The organism is Rufibacter ruber, from assembly GCF_001647275.1.
Lineage (GTDB): Bacteria > Bacteroidota > Bacteroidia > Cytophagales > Hymenobacteraceae > Nibribacter > Nibribacter ruber_C.
Genome location: NZ_LRMM01000033.1, coordinates 33,395 through 50,115, shown reverse-complemented (window position 1 = coordinate 50,115; position 16,721 = coordinate 33,395). Strand labels below are relative to the sequence as shown.

The 16,721-nt window shown below is 51.2% G+C and carries 8 protein-coding genes and 1 pseudogene; all 9 read left to right on the top strand.

What is annotated here, in order from left to right; translation table 11 throughout:
- Positions 1-65: 65 nt before the first annotated feature.
- The 9 genes and pseudogenes from A8O25_RS13455 to A8O25_RS13420 all read left to right on the top strand — a co-directional run bounded on the left by A8O25_RS13455 (position 66) and on the right by A8O25_RS13420 (position 16,701).
- Positions 66-1,484: a sulfatase family protein gene (locus tag A8O25_RS13455; RefSeq protein ID WP_066835718.1), complete on the top strand. Its 1,419-nt coding sequence runs from the start codon at positions 66-68 to the stop codon at positions 1,482-1,484.
- Positions 1,485-1,562: 78 nt separating this feature from the next.
- A complete protein-coding gene (locus A8O25_RS24125; RefSeq protein WP_206598689.1) occupies positions 1,563-2,240 on the top strand; it encodes a family 43 glycosylhydrolase in 678 nt (225 codons plus the stop codon).
- The gene (locus A8O25_RS24120; RefSeq protein ID WP_206598688.1) at positions 2,237-2,611 is read left to right on the top strand and encodes a family 43 glycosylhydrolase; all 375 of its coding nucleotides are present in this window, start codon (positions 2,237-2,239) and stop codon (positions 2,609-2,611) included. The genes A8O25_RS24125 and A8O25_RS24120 overlap by 4 nt, the downstream gene beginning before the upstream one ends.
- Before the next feature lie 282 nt (positions 2,612-2,893).
- Positions 2,894-5,344 (top strand): TonB-dependent receptor, encoded by a 2,451-nt coding sequence (locus tag A8O25_RS13445; protein ID WP_066835706.1) that lies wholly within the window; start codon positions 2,894-2,896, stop codon positions 5,342-5,344.
- A gap of 32 nt (positions 5,345-5,376) precedes the next feature.
- A pseudogene (locus A8O25_RS24360) lies at positions 5,377-6,569 on the top strand (formylglycine-generating enzyme family protein).
- A 641-nt stretch (positions 6,570-7,210) separates the two neighbouring features.
- Positions 7,211-9,448 (top strand): glycoside hydrolase family 2 protein, encoded by a 2,238-nt coding sequence (locus tag A8O25_RS13435; protein ID WP_066835704.1) that lies wholly within the window; start codon positions 7,211-7,213, stop codon positions 9,446-9,448.
- Positions 9,449-9,677: 229 nt separating this feature from the next.
- On the top strand, positions 9,678-11,132 hold the full coding sequence (locus A8O25_RS13430; RefSeq protein ID WP_193788622.1) for a sulfatase: 1,455 nt from the start codon (positions 9,678-9,680) through the stop codon (positions 11,130-11,132).
- Between the two features lie 535 nt (positions 11,133-11,667).
- Complete coding sequence (locus A8O25_RS13425) at positions 11,668-14,844, top strand: SusC/RagA family TonB-linked outer membrane protein (protein WP_066835703.1); 3,177 nt, start codon at positions 11,668-11,670, stop codon at positions 14,842-14,844.
- 12 nt (positions 14,845-14,856) lie between these two features.
- Positions 14,857-16,701, top strand: coding sequence for a RagB/SusD family nutrient uptake outer membrane protein (locus A8O25_RS13420; RefSeq protein WP_066835701.1), 1,845 nt, complete (start codon positions 14,857-14,859; stop codon positions 16,699-16,701).
- The last annotated feature ends 20 nt before the right edge of the window (positions 16,702-16,721 follow it).

Sequence of the window (16,721 nt, the reverse complement as noted above, 5' to 3'; positions counted from 1 at the left end):
TCCACATTCACGTACGCTGTTCGACATGCACAGAAACAGAAAACAGGACAGACAAGAAAATGAGCATGATACGTGAGAGAGTGAGAAGGAAACCAGCCGCAGTTTTGCTAGCCTTGCTGGTACTGGTGAATGCCGGTTGCCAGACTACCAAAACCGAACAAGCCAACGCCGCCAAACCATCGGCGCAGCCGAATATTGTCATCATCATGGCAGATGATTTGGCCAGCAGTGAGTTGAGCTGTTACGGCGGTAAAAACCTGACCACGCACCACATAGACGCGTTGGCCAAAGAAGGCATGCAGTTCAACAACATGTACGCCTCTGAAGCCATGTGCGTGCCCATCAGGGCGAGTCTGTTCACGGGGCTGTACCCGGCCAAACACGGCTCGTACCAGAACCACAAAGGCGTGCATGAAAACCTGAAAAGCGTGGGGCATTATTTAGGCAGTGCCGGCTACCGCGTGGGCCTCACGGGCAAAGACCACAGCACCAAACCGGCCACCGTGTTTCCGTTTGAAATCATTGACGGCTTTGAGAAAAACTGCGTGGCCAAAACCGCCGATTATACCGTGGACGGCATCCGGAACTTCGTGACCGGGAGCAAGAAGCCGTTCTGTCTGTTCGTGATGAGCACCAATCCGCACGCGCCCTGGACCGTGGGTGACCCCAACGAGTTTGACCCCGAGAAACTGGTGCTTCCCGCGCATTGGGTAGACACCAAACAAACCCGCCAACATTTTGCCCGCTACTTGGCCGAGGTGCGGCAGTTGGACAACGAGGTGGGCGACGTGATGAAGATGTTGAAGGAAATCGGGCAGGACAAAAACACCATGGTTATCTTTCTGGGCGAACAGGGGCCGCAGTTCCCCGGCGGCAAATGGAATCTCTGGGACCACGGCGTGAAAAGTGCCATGATTGTGCGGCACCCCGGCCACGTGAAACCCAACACCAAAACCAACGCGGTGACGCAGTATGAAGACATTACGCCTACGCTGGTCGCCTTGGCCGGCGGTCAACCCGTTCCCGGCCTGGACGGCACCAGTTTTCTGCCTGTGATTGACGGCAAATCTCAAAAGCACCGCCAGTACGCCTACGGGATTCACAACAACATTCCCGAAGGGCCGGCTTACCCCATCAGGGCCATTACTGACGGGCGTTACAAACTCATTCTCAACCTCACGCCCGAGGCCAACTACCACATCAAATACATGATGAACCCCGGTGCCGCCAACCCCACCTGGCGCACGTGGCAAGAAGTCGCCAAGCAAAACCCCGCCGCCAAGGTGCTCACTGACCGCATTGTGCACCGCCCGGCGGTAGAATTCTATGACACCCAGCAAGACCCGGCAGAACTGAAAAACCTGGCCAAAGACCCGGCGCACGCCGAAAAGGTGAACACCATGACCGCCGCCCTCCGGCAGTGGATGCAACAGCAAGGTGACACCGGTGCTGACTTTGACAAAGAATTCGCCCGGCACAACTAATCTTTCCATTTCCGTTTTCGGGCTGTTTTGGCTAAAACAGGCCGAAAACGGAACTACTAAACTAACCCCTTTCACCCAATGAAATTATCCAGTACCCGCGTCTTTACCCTTGCCAAAACCTCGCTCTGCCTGGCCTTGTTTTCTGGCGCAGTGGCCGGTTGCAAACCCTCTGAAAATGCAACAGCATCGGCGGCGGCACCTTCTACTTCTGCCTCGGCGGCAGCCGCAACGGGCAAAGACATTCCGCTGGCCGACCCTACCATTTTCTTCCATGACGGCACGTATTACCTGTACGGCACGGGTAATCCCAACGGGTTCAAGGTGTACACCTCCAAAGACCTCAAAGCCTGGCAGGGACCGGTGGGCAACCGCGATGGGTTTGCGTTCAAGAAAGGCGACGGGTTCGGGAATTCAAAGTTCTGGGCGCCGCAGGTGTTCCGGTACAACAATCAGTTTTACATGGCTTACGTAGCCGATGAAGGCATAGCCCTGGCTACGAGCGACAGCCCGCTGGGGCCGTTCATCAACCCAGAGAAAAAAGCCATTGAAGCCCCGGTGCGGCAGATTGACCCTTTTTTGTTTGTAGACGATGACGGCAAGAAATACCTCTACCATGTGCGCGTGGCAGATGGTGGCAACCGTATGTATGTAGCCGAAATGAACGATGACCTCAAGACCATAAAGATGAAGACCCTAAAAATGTGCATTGAGCCACCCAACCCTGGGAAAACACCCATAAAGACGCCTGGTCTGTGACCGAAGGTCCCACCGTTCTCAAGCACAAAGGCACGTATTACTTCATTTACAGCGCCAATCATTTCAAGTGGCCTACGTACGCCGTGGGCTACGCCACCAGCAAAAGTCCGTACGGGCCCTGGGAGAAATTTGAGGGCAACCCCATCATCAGCAAGGCTAATATTGGCCACAACGGCACCGGCCACGGTGATGTGGTGAAAGACAAGAAAGGCGACATGTACTACGTCATGCACACGCACCCCTCAGAAACGGCCATCAATCCGCGCAAGACCGGCGTGGTGAAAATGAAATTTGCCAAGAACCCCAACGGCGGGCCAGACTTACTTACCGTTGACGCCAAGACGTTCCATTTCCTGAAAGTGCAGGAGTAACCTTTTCCGTTTTCGGCTGTTTTGGCCAAAATAGCCCGAAAACAGGAAGTTCTCTAGGGAGAGCAAAAGGTATCTTCAGGTACACAACCCTTCGACCTCTGGCCGATGCAGGAGATGGCTGGAGAGAGCCCCCATTTTTGACCTATTTTCCTGAAAATAGCCACGAAATGCCTTTCCCCTTATCCGCCGCAGGCGGGTAGGGAAATTTCCCCGAAACCTACATACAAATTAAACTATTTACCCCCAGCGGCATCTAACCCACCGCAAGTACAATCCCATTCCGTGAAAAACCTATCTATCCTTTTCCTTTCGCTGTTCTCTGTTTTGCAGGCCGTTGCCCAGTCCGGTTCCATTTCTGGCAAGGCGGTGAGCAAACTGGACAACCAGCCCATCGGGTTTGCCACGGTCACGCTGCAGAATGCCCAAGACGGCAAAGTAGTAACCGGTGCCATGACCGATGAACAAGGGAATTTCACGCTCTCTAAACTCAAAGAAGGTACCTACCATGTACAGGTGCAATTTCTGGGATTTGAAGCCAACAAAAGCGAAAACCTAAACTTGGCGCGCAACCAAAACCTGAATTTAGGCACCATCACTCTCGCGCCCAGCGCGAAGTTGCTGCAGGAAGTGACCGTGACCGGCGAGCGCGCCACCGTGTACCACCAAATTGACAAGCAGGTGTTCAACGCCGCCCAATTCCAGAACGCCACCGGCGGGACGGGGGTAGACGTGCTCAAAAACGTGCCTTCGGTGTCGGTGAACGCGCAGGGCGAAATCAGCATGCGGGGTTCTACGGGCTTCACGGTGTTTCTGAACGGCAAACCGGTGCAGGCAGACGCGGCCTCGGTGCTGAGCCAGATTCCGGCCAATGCCATTGAAAACGTAGAGGTCATTACCGCGCCCTCGGCGAAATATGACCCGGACGGCAAGGCCGGCATCATCAACATTACCACCAAACAAGGTGCTACAGACGGCTACTCTGTCACGGCCAGCGTGCAGGGCGGCTTGCCCAGCATTGAAGACTACAACAACGCTGAGACTGCCAAACGCTACGGCGCAGACGCTACGTTCAGCTTCAAGAAAAACAAATGGGACGTGTCTTTGGGGGCCAGTTACCTGCGCAATGACAACACCGGCTGGCGCTCCGGTGACGTGAGCACCACTATTGGCAACCGTACCACCCGTTTCCCGTCTGAGGGCGAGCGCAGTTTTGACAAGTTCAACCGCACGGTGCGCGCCACCGTGGGCTTTACCCCAGACGCCAAAAACGCGTTCCAGACCGGCTTCTACTACGGCAACCGCACGGAGTACCGCCTTGCAGACATCAACTACAACAACACTACGCGCAATGTGTCTACCGGCGAGGTCATCGGGCGAAGCCAGTATTTCAACCACAACCTGGTGAAAAAGCAGGGCAAGTTCTTCATCGCCAACCTGGACTATACGCACAAATTCACGCCCAATACCTCGCTTTCTTTGTCTGGGTTGGTAGAGAAAGACAAACTCTCTGGCTACACCAAAAACCTGAATGTACGCAGCCAGGAGGTGTTTGACACGCTGCAGTATACAGAAAACACCAACGAGCGCCCGCTGGACGGTCTGCGCCTGCGCGCCGATTTCGCCACCAAAGTAGGGGCGGGCAAACTGGAGAGCGGCTATCAGTTCAGGCACCATAATGACGATGGGGAGTTTGTGTACAAGCAGAAGAACGCCGGGGAAACGGTGTTTACGTTCTTCCCGGAGTTCAGCGGCAATGTGAACCTGACCAATGTGATTCACTCGGTGTACAGCCAATATTCCGGCAATGCCGGAAAGCTGGACTACGTGGGCGGGTTGCGCTATGAACACGCCGAGCGTGATTTCAAGATACGCGGCGAAAACCACGAACTGAACCTGAGCAACTTCTTCCCGTCACTGAATGTGCAGTACACCTTCAATGACAGCTGGAAACTGAAAGCCGGGTACAGCCGCCGCGTGCAGCGCAGCAGTAGTTTTGAGCTGAATCCGTTGCCGGAGCGTGAGCACTCTGAGACCCTGGAGCAAGGCGACCCCGAGTTGCTGCCCGAGTTTGTGAACCTGTCTGAAATAGGCGTGATCAAGAATTTCAAGATTGGTTCTGTGTTTGCCACCGCGTACCACCAAGACATTATGAACGTGATTAACCGCGTGAACAACGTGTACGCAGATACCATTCTGGGGCGCATTTACACCAATGCAGGTCGGGCCAGACGTTTAGGGGTAGAAGTGGGACTTGACCTGAAACCAGTGCACTGGTGGAAACTGTATGTGGGCGGCAACGTGTATGATTACCAAATCAAAGGCGCGCTGTTTGACAACACCGTGGCCGTGAACAACTCCAGCCTGGTCTACACCCTCAACGCCAACACCAATTTCCAGCTGTCTAAAAACACCAGCCTGCAGTGGAGTTTGAACTATATCTCTGACCGGGCCACGGCCCAGGGCGAAGACTCCCGCTACTACACGCCCAGCCTGGCCTTGCGCAAAACGTTCTTAAACGGAAAGTTGGCGGCCACGCTGCAATGGCAGAACATGGATTTAGGCTTGCTCAACACCGCAGAACAGCGCATCTCCACCTGGGGGCGTGATTTCTACACCACCACCAATTACATTTATGAGGTAGACATGATTCTGGTGAACCTGAGTTTCAACCTCAACAAACTAGGCAAGAAAGCCAAGTTCACTGAAAGTGAGTTCGGGGAGAAGGAATTCTAGGCATTTCCAATAGAAATAAGTAAATTTAGAGTATGCAGTTGAGTAAAGTAGTGACCTTTGGCCTAAGTGCAGCCCTACTAGTTGGGTTCACCCAGTGCCAGGAGGCGAAGAAAGAAGAGAGTACCCAAGCCGCCGCCCCGGCGGCCACAGCAGACCCCGAAGATGTTGTGCAGACTGACACTGTAGAGGCGAAAATGGTTTATATTCCGGGTGGCAAGTTCAAGATGGGGTCAGAAGACCCGGCGTTCGCCGATGCCCAGCCCGTGCACGAGGTGGAGCTGGACGGTTTCTGGATGGACGAGCACGAAGTCACCAACGCTGAGTTTGCCGCCTTTGTGAAAGCCACCGGCTATAAAACTATTGCCGAGCGCCAGCCCAACCCCGCAGATTTCCCCGGCGTGCCCGCCGAATACGTAGTGGCCGGGTCTGGTGTGTTTACGCCGCCCGCCTCGGCGGTGCCGCTGGACAATCCCATGCAGTGGTGGAAGTACGTGGCCGGGGCAGCTGGAAAAATCCGAAAGGACCTAACAGTACCATTGAAGGTCAGCCCAATAAACCCGCCGTGCACATCAGCTATGAAGACGCCGCCGCCTACGCCAAATGGGCCGGCAAGCGTCTGCCCACCGAGGCCGAGTGGGAGTACGCCGCCCGCGGCGGAAAGGAAGGCACTACCTATTATTGGGGCAATGAGTTGAAACCAGGCGGCAAATGGGTAGCCAACATTTACCAGGGCAACTTCCCAAACCAGAACGCCAAGGAAGACGGTTTTGCTTCGGCCGCGCCGGTGAAATCGTTCCCACCCAACGCGTTTGGGTTGTATGACATGGACGGCAACGTCTGGGAATGGACCAGCGATTTCTACACGCCTAACTACTACGCCCAAAGCCCCAAGAAGAACCCCAAAGGCCCAGAAGCCAGCTATGACCCCGAAGAACCTGGCATTGTGAAGCGCGTGCAGCGCGGCGGCTCGTTCCTGTGCAGTGACCAATACTGCATTCGCTACAAAGCGGGCAGCCGCGGCAAAGGCGAAGTCACCAGCGCCTCAGACAATCTGGGTTTCCGGTGCGTGAAAGACGGTCCGGGACCCGGGGAACAGGCAAACACCCAACCCGGTAAAAGCGAAAACGGCAACGTGGCCTTGACTTCGGGCAAGAAGGCTGCGTTCTGTGTAAACCCTAAAATGACCAAAGCCCAAATGATGGCCAGCGCCGTAGGGCAGAAGTAAGCCTATTTCTTTAGATAAATTTGCAAACCCGTTTTCGCCTGTTTTTCAGAAATCAGGCCGAAAACGGGTTTTCATTTGTCCGTTTTACCCGTAAAGGCCAGGCACTGCCTTGCCTCTTGCGCTGGCTATTAGATATGCCGGGGCAAAGAAATTGAAGTGTTTGAACTCACCCCAACCCCACCAAGGAGGGGAATATCAGCAATGCGTACGAGACAAGGCGGTGCCTGGTCTCTACGGGTGCATGCCCCGTTTTCTGCCGCAAGTTTAGCGCTAGCGTAACTTGTGGCTTCTATTCCGCAAGTTTCCATCTTTCCTTCCAAACCATTGGCTAATCTCAATAGCCGTCTGTTTCTGGCCTGTTTTCGCCAAAACAGCTCAAAAACGTAACCCCAAATTCCTTCCGAAAAAGCTTGAAAATTCCCCTAATACGCTTAGAAAAAGGCTACTGATAACGTGGCCTACAATATTGCCAGCATTAACGACAAATGTGCTACAGCCAGAAAAAGCTAACTAGTATCATTGTTTACCAAAAATCTCTGTCATAGCGGGTTTACAAAGGTAGGCTGAGAGAGGGGTGGCATAATGTAATGTGATAGGCCGTGGCGTGTTGATCACCGGCGCTGGCAGTTATATAATATTGTATGAAGAGATTCAATAGCTTGTTTTTCCTGGTGCTGGCGCTTCTGCTGGAGGCAAACGCTCAAACCTGGCAACCAGTAGGCGATAAAATCAAAACCCGCTGGGCCAAAAACGTAAGCCCCACCAACGCCTGGCATGAATATCCGCGCCCCCAGCTGGTGCGCCAGGACTGGAAGAACCTGAACGGCCTCTGGGAGTACGCCATCCTACCCAAAGGGTCGGCGCAGCCGAAGCAATTCCAGGGGCAGATTTTAGTGCCCTACGCGGTGGAGTCCAGCCTGTCGGGCGTAGGCAAACCGCTGCAGCCCGAGCAGGAACTGTGGTACAGAACCAGCTTCGCGCTGCCCAAGACCTGGAGCGACAAAAACGCCATTCTGCACTTTGGCGCTGTTGACTGGCAAGCCACCGTGTACCTGAACGGCAAGAAAGTGGGCGAGCACAAAGGCGGGTCAGACCCGTTCTGGTTTGACGTGACCAAATACCTGAGCAAAGGAAACCAGGAGCTGGTGGTGCAAGTCTGGGACCCGACCGATTCTGACATTCAGCCGCGGGGCAAGCAAATTCTCAAGCCGCATGGGTTCTGGTACACCGCCGTGTCTGGTATCTGGCAAACCGTTTGGCTGGAGCCGCTGAACCCGGCGGCGATTCAAACGCTGGTGCCCGAACCCAACATCGACCAAAAGCAAATCACCTTCAAATCCAGCCTGTACAAACCCAAGGGAAAGGAGCAGATGCGGTTGAAAATCAGCCACAAAGGCAAAGTGGTTGCTGAGCAGGAAATTCCTTATAAACCTGAGTTTTCGATTAACATTCAAGACCCGCAGCTGTGGTCACCAGAGTACCCAAATTTGTACCAGTTTCAGATGGAGATTGTGCGGGGCGGCCAGGTGCTGGACAAGGTAGATTCTTACTTCGCCATGCGGAAAATTGCGTTGGGCAAAGACCAGAACGGCTACACTAAACTTTTCCTGAACAACCAACCGTACTTCCATTGGGGTGTGCTGGACCAGGGCTGGTGGCCAGACGGGTTGCTCACGCCGCCCACTGACGCGGCCCTGAAATATGACATGGAAGTGGTGAAGGCCATGGGCTACAACACCATTAGAAAGCACATCAAAGTGGAGCCCGCGCGGTTTTACTTTCACGCCGATACCATGGGGTTGCTGGTGTGGCAAGACATGCCGTCGGGTTTCCTGCGGTTGAACCACCCCGAGCAGCACGTGAAACATGACGCCGAGAAAGACTGGGTGCGCCCCGCAGCATCTGCGGTGCAGTTTGAGCAGGAGTGGAAGTCTATCATGGACAACCTCAAATTTTTCCCGTCAATTGTGGTGTGGGTGCCCTTCAATGAGGGCTGGGGACAGTATGACACCGAGCGCGTAGTGAACTGGACCATGAAATACGACCCCACCCGCCTGGTAGACGGCGTGAGCGGCTGGACCGACCGCAACGTAGGACACATGTATGACGCGCACCAATATCCGGGTCCGTCCATAGAACCCGCCACGCAGAACCAGGGACGTGCCATTGTGCTGGGCGAGTTCGGCGGGTTGGGCTATCCGGTGCAAGACCACTTGTGGGACACGGGCAAACGCAACTGGGGCTACCGTACGTATCTTACCAATAATGAACTGATTGACGAGTACACCAGGCTGTTGCACAACACCTATCCGTTGGTGGCGAGAGGGTTGGCGGCGGCCATTTATACCCAGACCTCAGACGTGGAGGGCGAAGTGAACGGCCTGTTGACCTATGACCGCGAAATCATTAAAATACCCGTGGCCACCGCCCGCATTCTGCACGAACCGCTATTCTACAAAAACGTGAAAAAGCGCGAGTACCTGGTGCGCGATTCAGAAGTGGAACCCGGCCACATCATGGCCTCTTACACCCACCCCGGCGCCGAGTGGAATCTGCACAATCCGTTTGCCGCAGCTTTCAAAAAGGTAAACGGTCCGGTGAAAGTAGACAAAGGCCAGAACCTGTGGGCGGTGAACAGCTTTATGAATAACGCCACGCCAGATAATATGGCCTTGAAACTCTTCGCCCGGGGCGATGTGAAAGTGTACCTGAACGGCCACCTCATTGTGAACCGCTACACGCTCACCAAACGGCACTATGATGAAATCAACATCAGCGAGTTTACCAAATTCCTGAAGCCTGGCAAGAACGTGATTGGCTTTGAACTGACCAATACGGTAGAAGATTCTGAGTTTGATTTCGGGCTGTACCAATACTAAATTCCCAGAGCTGTTTTTGGCCTGTTTTCCTGAAAACAAGCCAAAAACGCAAGCATTTGAGTTGAAAGCAGTAAGGGGAAAATCCTTTGGAGAAGGGGGTAGCAGATTCATTCGCCTGGACATGGTTTCTGTTTTCGGCCTATTTTGGCTAAAACAGGCCGAAAACAGAAAAGGGAGCCGAGCCATCTGCTTCAGTTAGAAAAGTTAGCTAATTGCTTTTATGGACCTTATGACCAACCTAAAGAACCAGACACTATGGGCTTTTGCCGGTTTGGCGATGGTGGCGCTGGCTTCAGCGTGCTCTACTTCTTCCAATCCCTCAACCGGCAGTAAAGGTGGGCAGAACCGCCAACCCAACGTGATTTTCATTCTGGCCGATGACTTGGGTTATTCTGAGTTGGGTGCCTACGGAAATACATTTAATGAGACGCCTAACCTGGACAAACTGGCCGCCGAAGGGGTGAGGTTTACCAATGCGTACGCCTCGGCGCCCGTGTGCAGCCCGTACCGAGCGGCCTTGATGGTGGGGCAATACCCGGCCCGCGTGGGCATCACCGATTATCTTCGGCCAGACGCGTCTGGGCATCTGGACACGGCGTATGTCACGCTGGCCGAGATGTTCCAGAAAAACGGCTACCGCACCGGTATTGTGGGCAAATGGCATTTGTCGGGCTACAAGAACCACAAGGCGCCAGAGGAGACGTTGCCCGACCAGCACGGCTTTCAGGAAGTGATTGTGAGCGAAAACCGGGGTATTGCCAACGGCACCTATTTCTGGCCCTACCACTTCAACCGCGAAATTGAGAAGAAACTACCCGGCGAAAAAGAATACCTCACTGACCGGCAGAACGTGGAGGCGGTTGAGTTCATTGAGCGCAACAAAGACAAACCGTTCTTTCTGTATTTGAGCCATTACGCGGTACACACCCAACTGCACGGCAAGCCAGAACTGGTAGAAAAATTCCGCCGGAAGCCCGGGGCCGGCACCAGCGCCCCGTTCAAAGACAACCCAGAGAACGACCCCTACAAGAAATACCCGGCAGATTACTGGGCCTCTAAAAACAATCCGCATTTGGCGGCGCAGCTGTGGTCTGTTGACGAAGGCGTGGGCATGATCATGGAGAAACTCAAGAGCCTGGGCCTGGACCAGAACACCATTGTCGTTTTCACCTCAGACAACGGCGGCGAGTCTAACGTGACCTCTAACGCGCCGCTGCGCATGGGCAAGAGCACCCTGTATGAAGGCGGCGTGCGCGAACCTTTGATTGTCTGGAACCCCAGCCGCTTCGCCAAAGGCGCGGTGGTGGAGCAGCCCATGGTGAACTTTGATTTTTACCCCACTTTTGAGGAAGCCGTGGGTGCCAAACACCAAGGCCAGAAGCTGGACGGAATTTCACTATTGCCCGTGTTGAAATCGCCAAACGCCAAGTTGCCGGCACGAAGCTTTTATTGGCATTACCCGTTAGCCGAACCCCACTTTCTGGGTGGCCGCTCGGCGGGCAGCATCAGAAAAGGCGACTGGAAACTGATTGAATTCTTTGACAAGCAGGAAGTGCAGCTCTACAACCTCAAGGAAGATGTACGTGAGCAGAATAACCTGGCCGCCCGGCACCCAGACAAAGTGAACGAACTGAAACAGGAACTCGCCAACTGGCGGAAATCTGTAGGCGCCAAGATGAATTAATATAAGGTTTTCAGATTCTGTTTTCGGGCTGTTTTTCAGAAAACAGGTCAAAAACAGAAGAGGGGCATTTACCGGTGTTCTGAAAGGCTTGGCCATTCTTGTTACAGGTATGGACAGTGATTACTATGAACCTGCTCCCAATGCTATAGGCAAAAGCCATTATGCTCACTTCTTTGTAGAATAGTAAAATTCCTTGGCATGTAAAGGAATGGTTTTGCCTGTGTTATGATTAGGTAAAGAATACCTCTGTTTCCCCTTTCTTAAAGTAGCTGAAAAGATTAGTGTTTGCCTCGGGAGAAAATAGAAAGTTGATAAAGAATCTCTGCTATTAAGTTTCCTGCTTGTGAAAATGGTATTGTGCTGGCGCATTACTGTAAGCTGAGCAAAAAAGTTGCCCAGCTAGGTGCTGGAGCAGGAATTGGAGGTTTTTGTGACAAAAAGCTCCTCTATTTGAGACAAAACAGGGGTTAGAAACCTATAGTTTTGAATTCTCTCTTACTTCACATGACCTATTTCATACCCTAATAAAAGTACTATGAATGAATGTTTACCTAAAAGAAAACTTGTCCTTCTTGTGCTTGTGTTTAGTTGGCTGTGCCTCCTCAGCCCGCAACTCATTTGTGCGCAGAGCGCTGGTAAGGTCATAAGCGGGCGTGTGACCGATGAGAAGAAGGAGCCGCTGCCCGGAGTTAGTATTAGTATCAAAGGCACTACCTTGGGCACCCTCACAGACATTGATGGTAAATTCACCTTGTCTGTGCCGGAAAACGGCGGCACGTTGGTGTTTTCTTATTTAGGTTTTGAGCCGAGAGAAATACCAGTGGGTGATCAAACCACACTTTTGGTAAATCTTCAGCCGCAGGCGAGCGAACTGACTGAGGTGGTGGTAGTGGGCTATGGAGAGCAGAAGAAAGCCAGTGTGGTGGGTTCTATTAGCCAGACCAGAGGGGAAGATTTGCTTAAAACAGGTTCGGTGACCACTATTTCTGAGGCGTTGCAGGGGCAAATGCCAGGGGTAATGGTCATGAATAGCAATGGGAAGCCTGGCTCAGATGCGGCTGAAATTCTGATTAGAGGGAAATCTTCCTGGGTAAGTAGCCGCCCTTTAACCTTGGTTGATGGGGTTGAGCGGGACATTAATGACGTAGATGTGAATGAGATAGAAAATGTTTCTGTCTTAAAAGACGCCTCTGCCACTGCGGTCTATGGAGTGCGTGGTGCCAACGGGGTGATTTTGGTGACAACCAAACGTGGCAAGACCGGAAAACCAAAGATTAGCTTTTCCACCAATTTTGGCATAAAGGAGCCAACTGCCAAAGTCAAGTATGCTGACTACCTCACCACCATGGAGATGTACAACGAGGCGGTGATAAATGACAAGAGCTGGGAACTGGTGATCCCTGAGTCTGAAAGAGAGGCTTGGCGACAGAATATTGGGCAGGCAGGGCCTTACAACCAGTATTTCCCTCAGATCAATTGGTGGGATGAATTAGTGAAAGACTACGGATACCAGCAGCAATACAATTTAAACGTTAGTGGGGGAACCGAATTTGTCAGGTATTTCACCTCATTGGGATACCTGAATGACGGTGACATTTACCGAACCCAAAAAAGAGAAGATTATGACCCTTCTTTCAGGTATGAACGCTACAACTGGCGGTCTAACCTTGATTTTACTTTAACCAAAAGTACGCAGTTCTCAGTGGGATTGTCAGGTAAGTTCGGCTACAGGAACCAGCCGGGATACCGCATTGATGGCGGGGGGGAGAATGGTTTTGGGCAGGAGGAGTTTATGGAGAAAATCTATTCCTCGCCTAATAATCTTTTCCCCTTGAAATATGCAGATGGAGAATGGGGTGACTCTAAAGCTGGTGGCCATAACATGCTGGTACAGTTGAATGAAGGAGGCCAGCGTATGTACAAATACTATGAAGGGTTCTATGACGCCAGCCTGAGCCAGGATTTAGAGGTGATAACCAAAGGCCTTTCTGTCAAGGGCAAGATTGCCTATACTTCTGCTTCTAACTACCAGTCAGATATCCTGAGGGGCTTCGGGAAAGATTTTGATATTATCAGGTACTACCGCCAATATGATTACTCAAAACCGGTTGAAGGCGCTAATGGCAATGTTTCATACCCGGTGGTTGCCCAAAACAGATGGCCAGATGATCTTACCCAAACAGATGTACTTATTGCTTCATATGACAACATTTACGGGTATAGGCAGAAACTATACTATGAGTTCTCTTTCAACTACGCAAGGAAGTTTGGACAGCATGATGTGACCGGATTGATTCTGATGAACCGCCAGTTTGATATCTCTAATGGCATAAGTTCAGCAGTTCAATTTCCAAAATACAGAGAAGACTGGGTGGGGCGGGTGACCTACGGGTTTAAGAACCGGTATTTACTGGAGGCAAACGGTGCCTACACTGGCTCAGAGCAGTTTGCCAAAGGTAAGCGTTTTGGCTTTTTCCCTTCTCTATCAGTTGGCTGGGTTTTGTCTGAGGAAAAGATTATTCATGAATTTGCCGGTGACGTGCTCAATTTCCTAAAGGTACGCTACTCCTTTGGCCAGGTAGGGAGTGATATATTAACCGGGGATAGGTTCACGTACATTCAAATCTATGATACCAGAGGGAATCTTCCGCTTGGTTACCAGAACAGAACCGTTTACGGACCTATTTACACAGAAGGTAGGGCTGCCAACCCAAATGCTACCTGGGAAACTGGTACCAAGCAGAATCTGGGGATAGATATGGATCTATGGAACAGACTGAATGCGACAGTAGACATTTATAGTGAAAAAAGAACAGATATGCTGATGATTCGCAATACCGTTCCTTCCTGGTTTGGTGTTGCGGCTCCCAGCGCTAACATAGGGGAAACCAAGAGCCGCGGCTATGAACTTGCAATAGGGTGGAAGGATAAAATTGGGAGTGAATTCAGTTACCGGATAGGGGTTAACTTTTCCCATAACGAGAACAGAATTGTTTTCAGGGACGGGGCCAGAGACACACCAGAATATCAAAAGCAGGAAGGAAAACCAATTGGAGGCGATTTTCGGGTGCAGACGGCAGGATATTATACGTCACTAGATGATATCTATAATTATGGCGCTGTAAGTTTGGGTACTGTGCAGGGGAACCTTGTGCCCGGCGACTTTATGTATATAGATTTCAATGCAGATGGCCGCATTGACAACCTGGATAGAGTAGCCATGGAGAAAACCAACTATCCCTGGACTACCTACGGCATGAACCTGGGGTTCTCCTTCAAGAATTTTGATGTGAATGTTCTTTTCTATGGTGTGACTGATGTGGGAAAACAGATCCCCGGTCAATTACTGTGGGATTTCAATGGCAATTTTGTTTCAGGCCAGCCTAATATTGCTAATAGATGGACAGCTACCAATGCTGTCAATGCACAAAAACCAGCGTTACATTTCAGTAATAAGAACCACAGCCAGACCAGTAGTTCTTACTCCTATGTCAGTGGAGATTACCTCCGGCTCAAAAATGCTGAAATCGCCTATCGTATTCCAACATCTTATCTGAAAAGAATAGGCATCAGTGGTTTACAAGTGTATGCCAACGGTACTAATCTGTTAACATTTACTGATTTAGATGAGCGCATAGATCCTGAAACCAGCAGTGCAGGGGTTTACCCTTTGGTTAGAAGATTCAATCTGGGTTTCAGGGTTTCATTTTAAGGAGAGCTGACTATGAAAAATATAAAATTCATCTACGCTATTGTGCTGCTTTTTTGCTTGGGTTGTGAAGACTATCTGGATAAATCTCCTGATTTGGGAATTTCTGAAGGAGATATCTTCTCTGACTATAATTCCATTAGAGGATATTTAGATAATTGTTATGTTGCTTTAAACAATATTCATGATTGGGACCACCAACCTAATCTGGAACGTCAGTCAATCAATGCCATGTCTGATGAGATGGGGGCCATTTTCAACTATGCCGCTATCAAGAACCAGATCAATACGGGTAACTGGCTCAACGGTGGCTTTGGGGAAATGAGTTGGACGGCTGGTACGGCTGGCACTTATAATGCTTCTGTCATTAACAATTCTTTTTACTGCATACGGGTGGCCAACAAAGTATTGGCGGGGGTAGAGCAGCTTCCTGGCTTATCTACTGAGCAGAAGAATGAGTTATTAGGGCAGGCGTATTTCATGAGGGCCTGGTATTATTTTGAACTGATCAAACGGGTGGGGGGCATGCCTAAGTTTGATAAAGCCTATTTGGTAGATGATGACATGGACTTTCCCCGGCTATCGTACCATGAGTCTAGTGAATGGCTAATTGCAGATCTTACCAAAGCCGCAGAATTACTGCCCCACACGTGGCCAGAAAGTGAGACAGGGCGTGCCACCAAAGCCTCTGCATTGGCTTTAAAGGCAATGGCAGCACTTTATGACGCCAGTCCGCTCATGCAAAACGGACTTTCCACCGTCCAAAAACTAGACTATAATCTTGAGCGGTGTAAAGTGGCGGCTAGATATGCCAATGACGTGTTAAAGTACCTGCCTGCTTCAGGAGCTAGGTACAGATTGATGAACGGAAGCGAATATGCAGAGATTTTTAGGTACACTTCTGTTTTTGTAAGTGATGAGTCCCTGTGGTATAACAACAACACCGGGCCTATGGGAAACCGGGCTCGTGGCCTGCGGGTGCTTTATTTGCCCCAGCGGTTTGCCGGAGGTACGGGTAATGATGCTGCGGCCTATAGCAACCCCACCCAGAATATAGTAGAAAAGTTTGAGGTTCTCAAAAATGGGGAGGCATATCCTATCTCAGACCCACGCTCTGGCTATGATCCTCAGAAACCGTTTGAAAACCGTGACCCACGTCTCAAAAACAATATAGTTGTGCCCGGTGAGCCCTGGGGATTGAACGCCAATGGTGCTCAAATCTACCAGGAGCTTTATCCTGGCGGTACTGACTATAACAATGCTACCACCAATGGGAATACAGCTGGCCGGGAAGTGTCTGGCTACATGGCTAAAAAGTTTATCTGGCCAGAAGCTAACAACTTTCAGCAGGAGTGGAGCAAATACAATCTCAATACAGTCTACATACGGGTGTCTCAAGTGTATTTGGATTTCGCTGAGGCCATGAACGAGGCATATGGCCCTAACGCAGACCCAGAGGGATATGGTTTAACCGCGGTGGGTGCCATTAATATGATCAGAAACCGGGTAGGAATGCCCAATGTCTTGCAAGAATTCACAGCAAGCAAAGAAATCTTCAGGGAGCGCATCAGAAATGAGCGTGCTGTAGAACTAATGTTCGAAAACCACCGCTGGCATGATATCAGACGCTGGATGATTGCAGATGAACTGTTTGCTGACCCAACTCCAATTAAGGGGTTAGTGGCAACGCCACCTGCCAATCACAGAAATGTTGCTAACAAAAGCAACTTAAAGTTTTCCTATTCGGTGAAGCCACTGGCTTCAGAGCAGCGGGTATTTAAAATGCGACACTATTGGTATCCTATTGACTTAAAGCATGTGCAAATGCTACGGAACCTAACGCAAAACCCCGGCTGGTAACATCATCTGAAAACGTAGAG

Coding starts and splice junctions, on each gene's coding strand:
- A8O25_RS13455 (WP_066835718.1), top strand. CDS start 66: ATGATACGTGAGAGAGTGAGAAGGAAACCAGCCGCAGTTTTGCTAGCC.
- A8O25_RS24125 (WP_206598689.1), top strand. CDS start 1,563: ATGAAATTATCCAGTACCCGCGTCTTTACCCTTGCCAAAACCTCGCTC.
- A8O25_RS13435 (WP_066835704.1), top strand. CDS start 7,211: ATGAAGAGATTCAATAGCTTGTTTTTCCTGGTGCTGGCGCTTCTGCTG.
- A8O25_RS13430 (WP_193788622.1), top strand. CDS start 9,678: ATGACCAACCTAAAGAACCAGACACTATGGGCTTTTGCCGGTTTGGCG.
- A8O25_RS13425 (WP_066835703.1), top strand. CDS start 11,668: ATGAATGAATGTTTACCTAAAAGAAAACTTGTCCTTCTTGTGCTTGTG.
- A8O25_RS13420 (WP_066835701.1), top strand. CDS start 14,857: ATGAAAAATATAAAATTCATCTACGCTATTGTGCTGCTTTTTTGCTTG.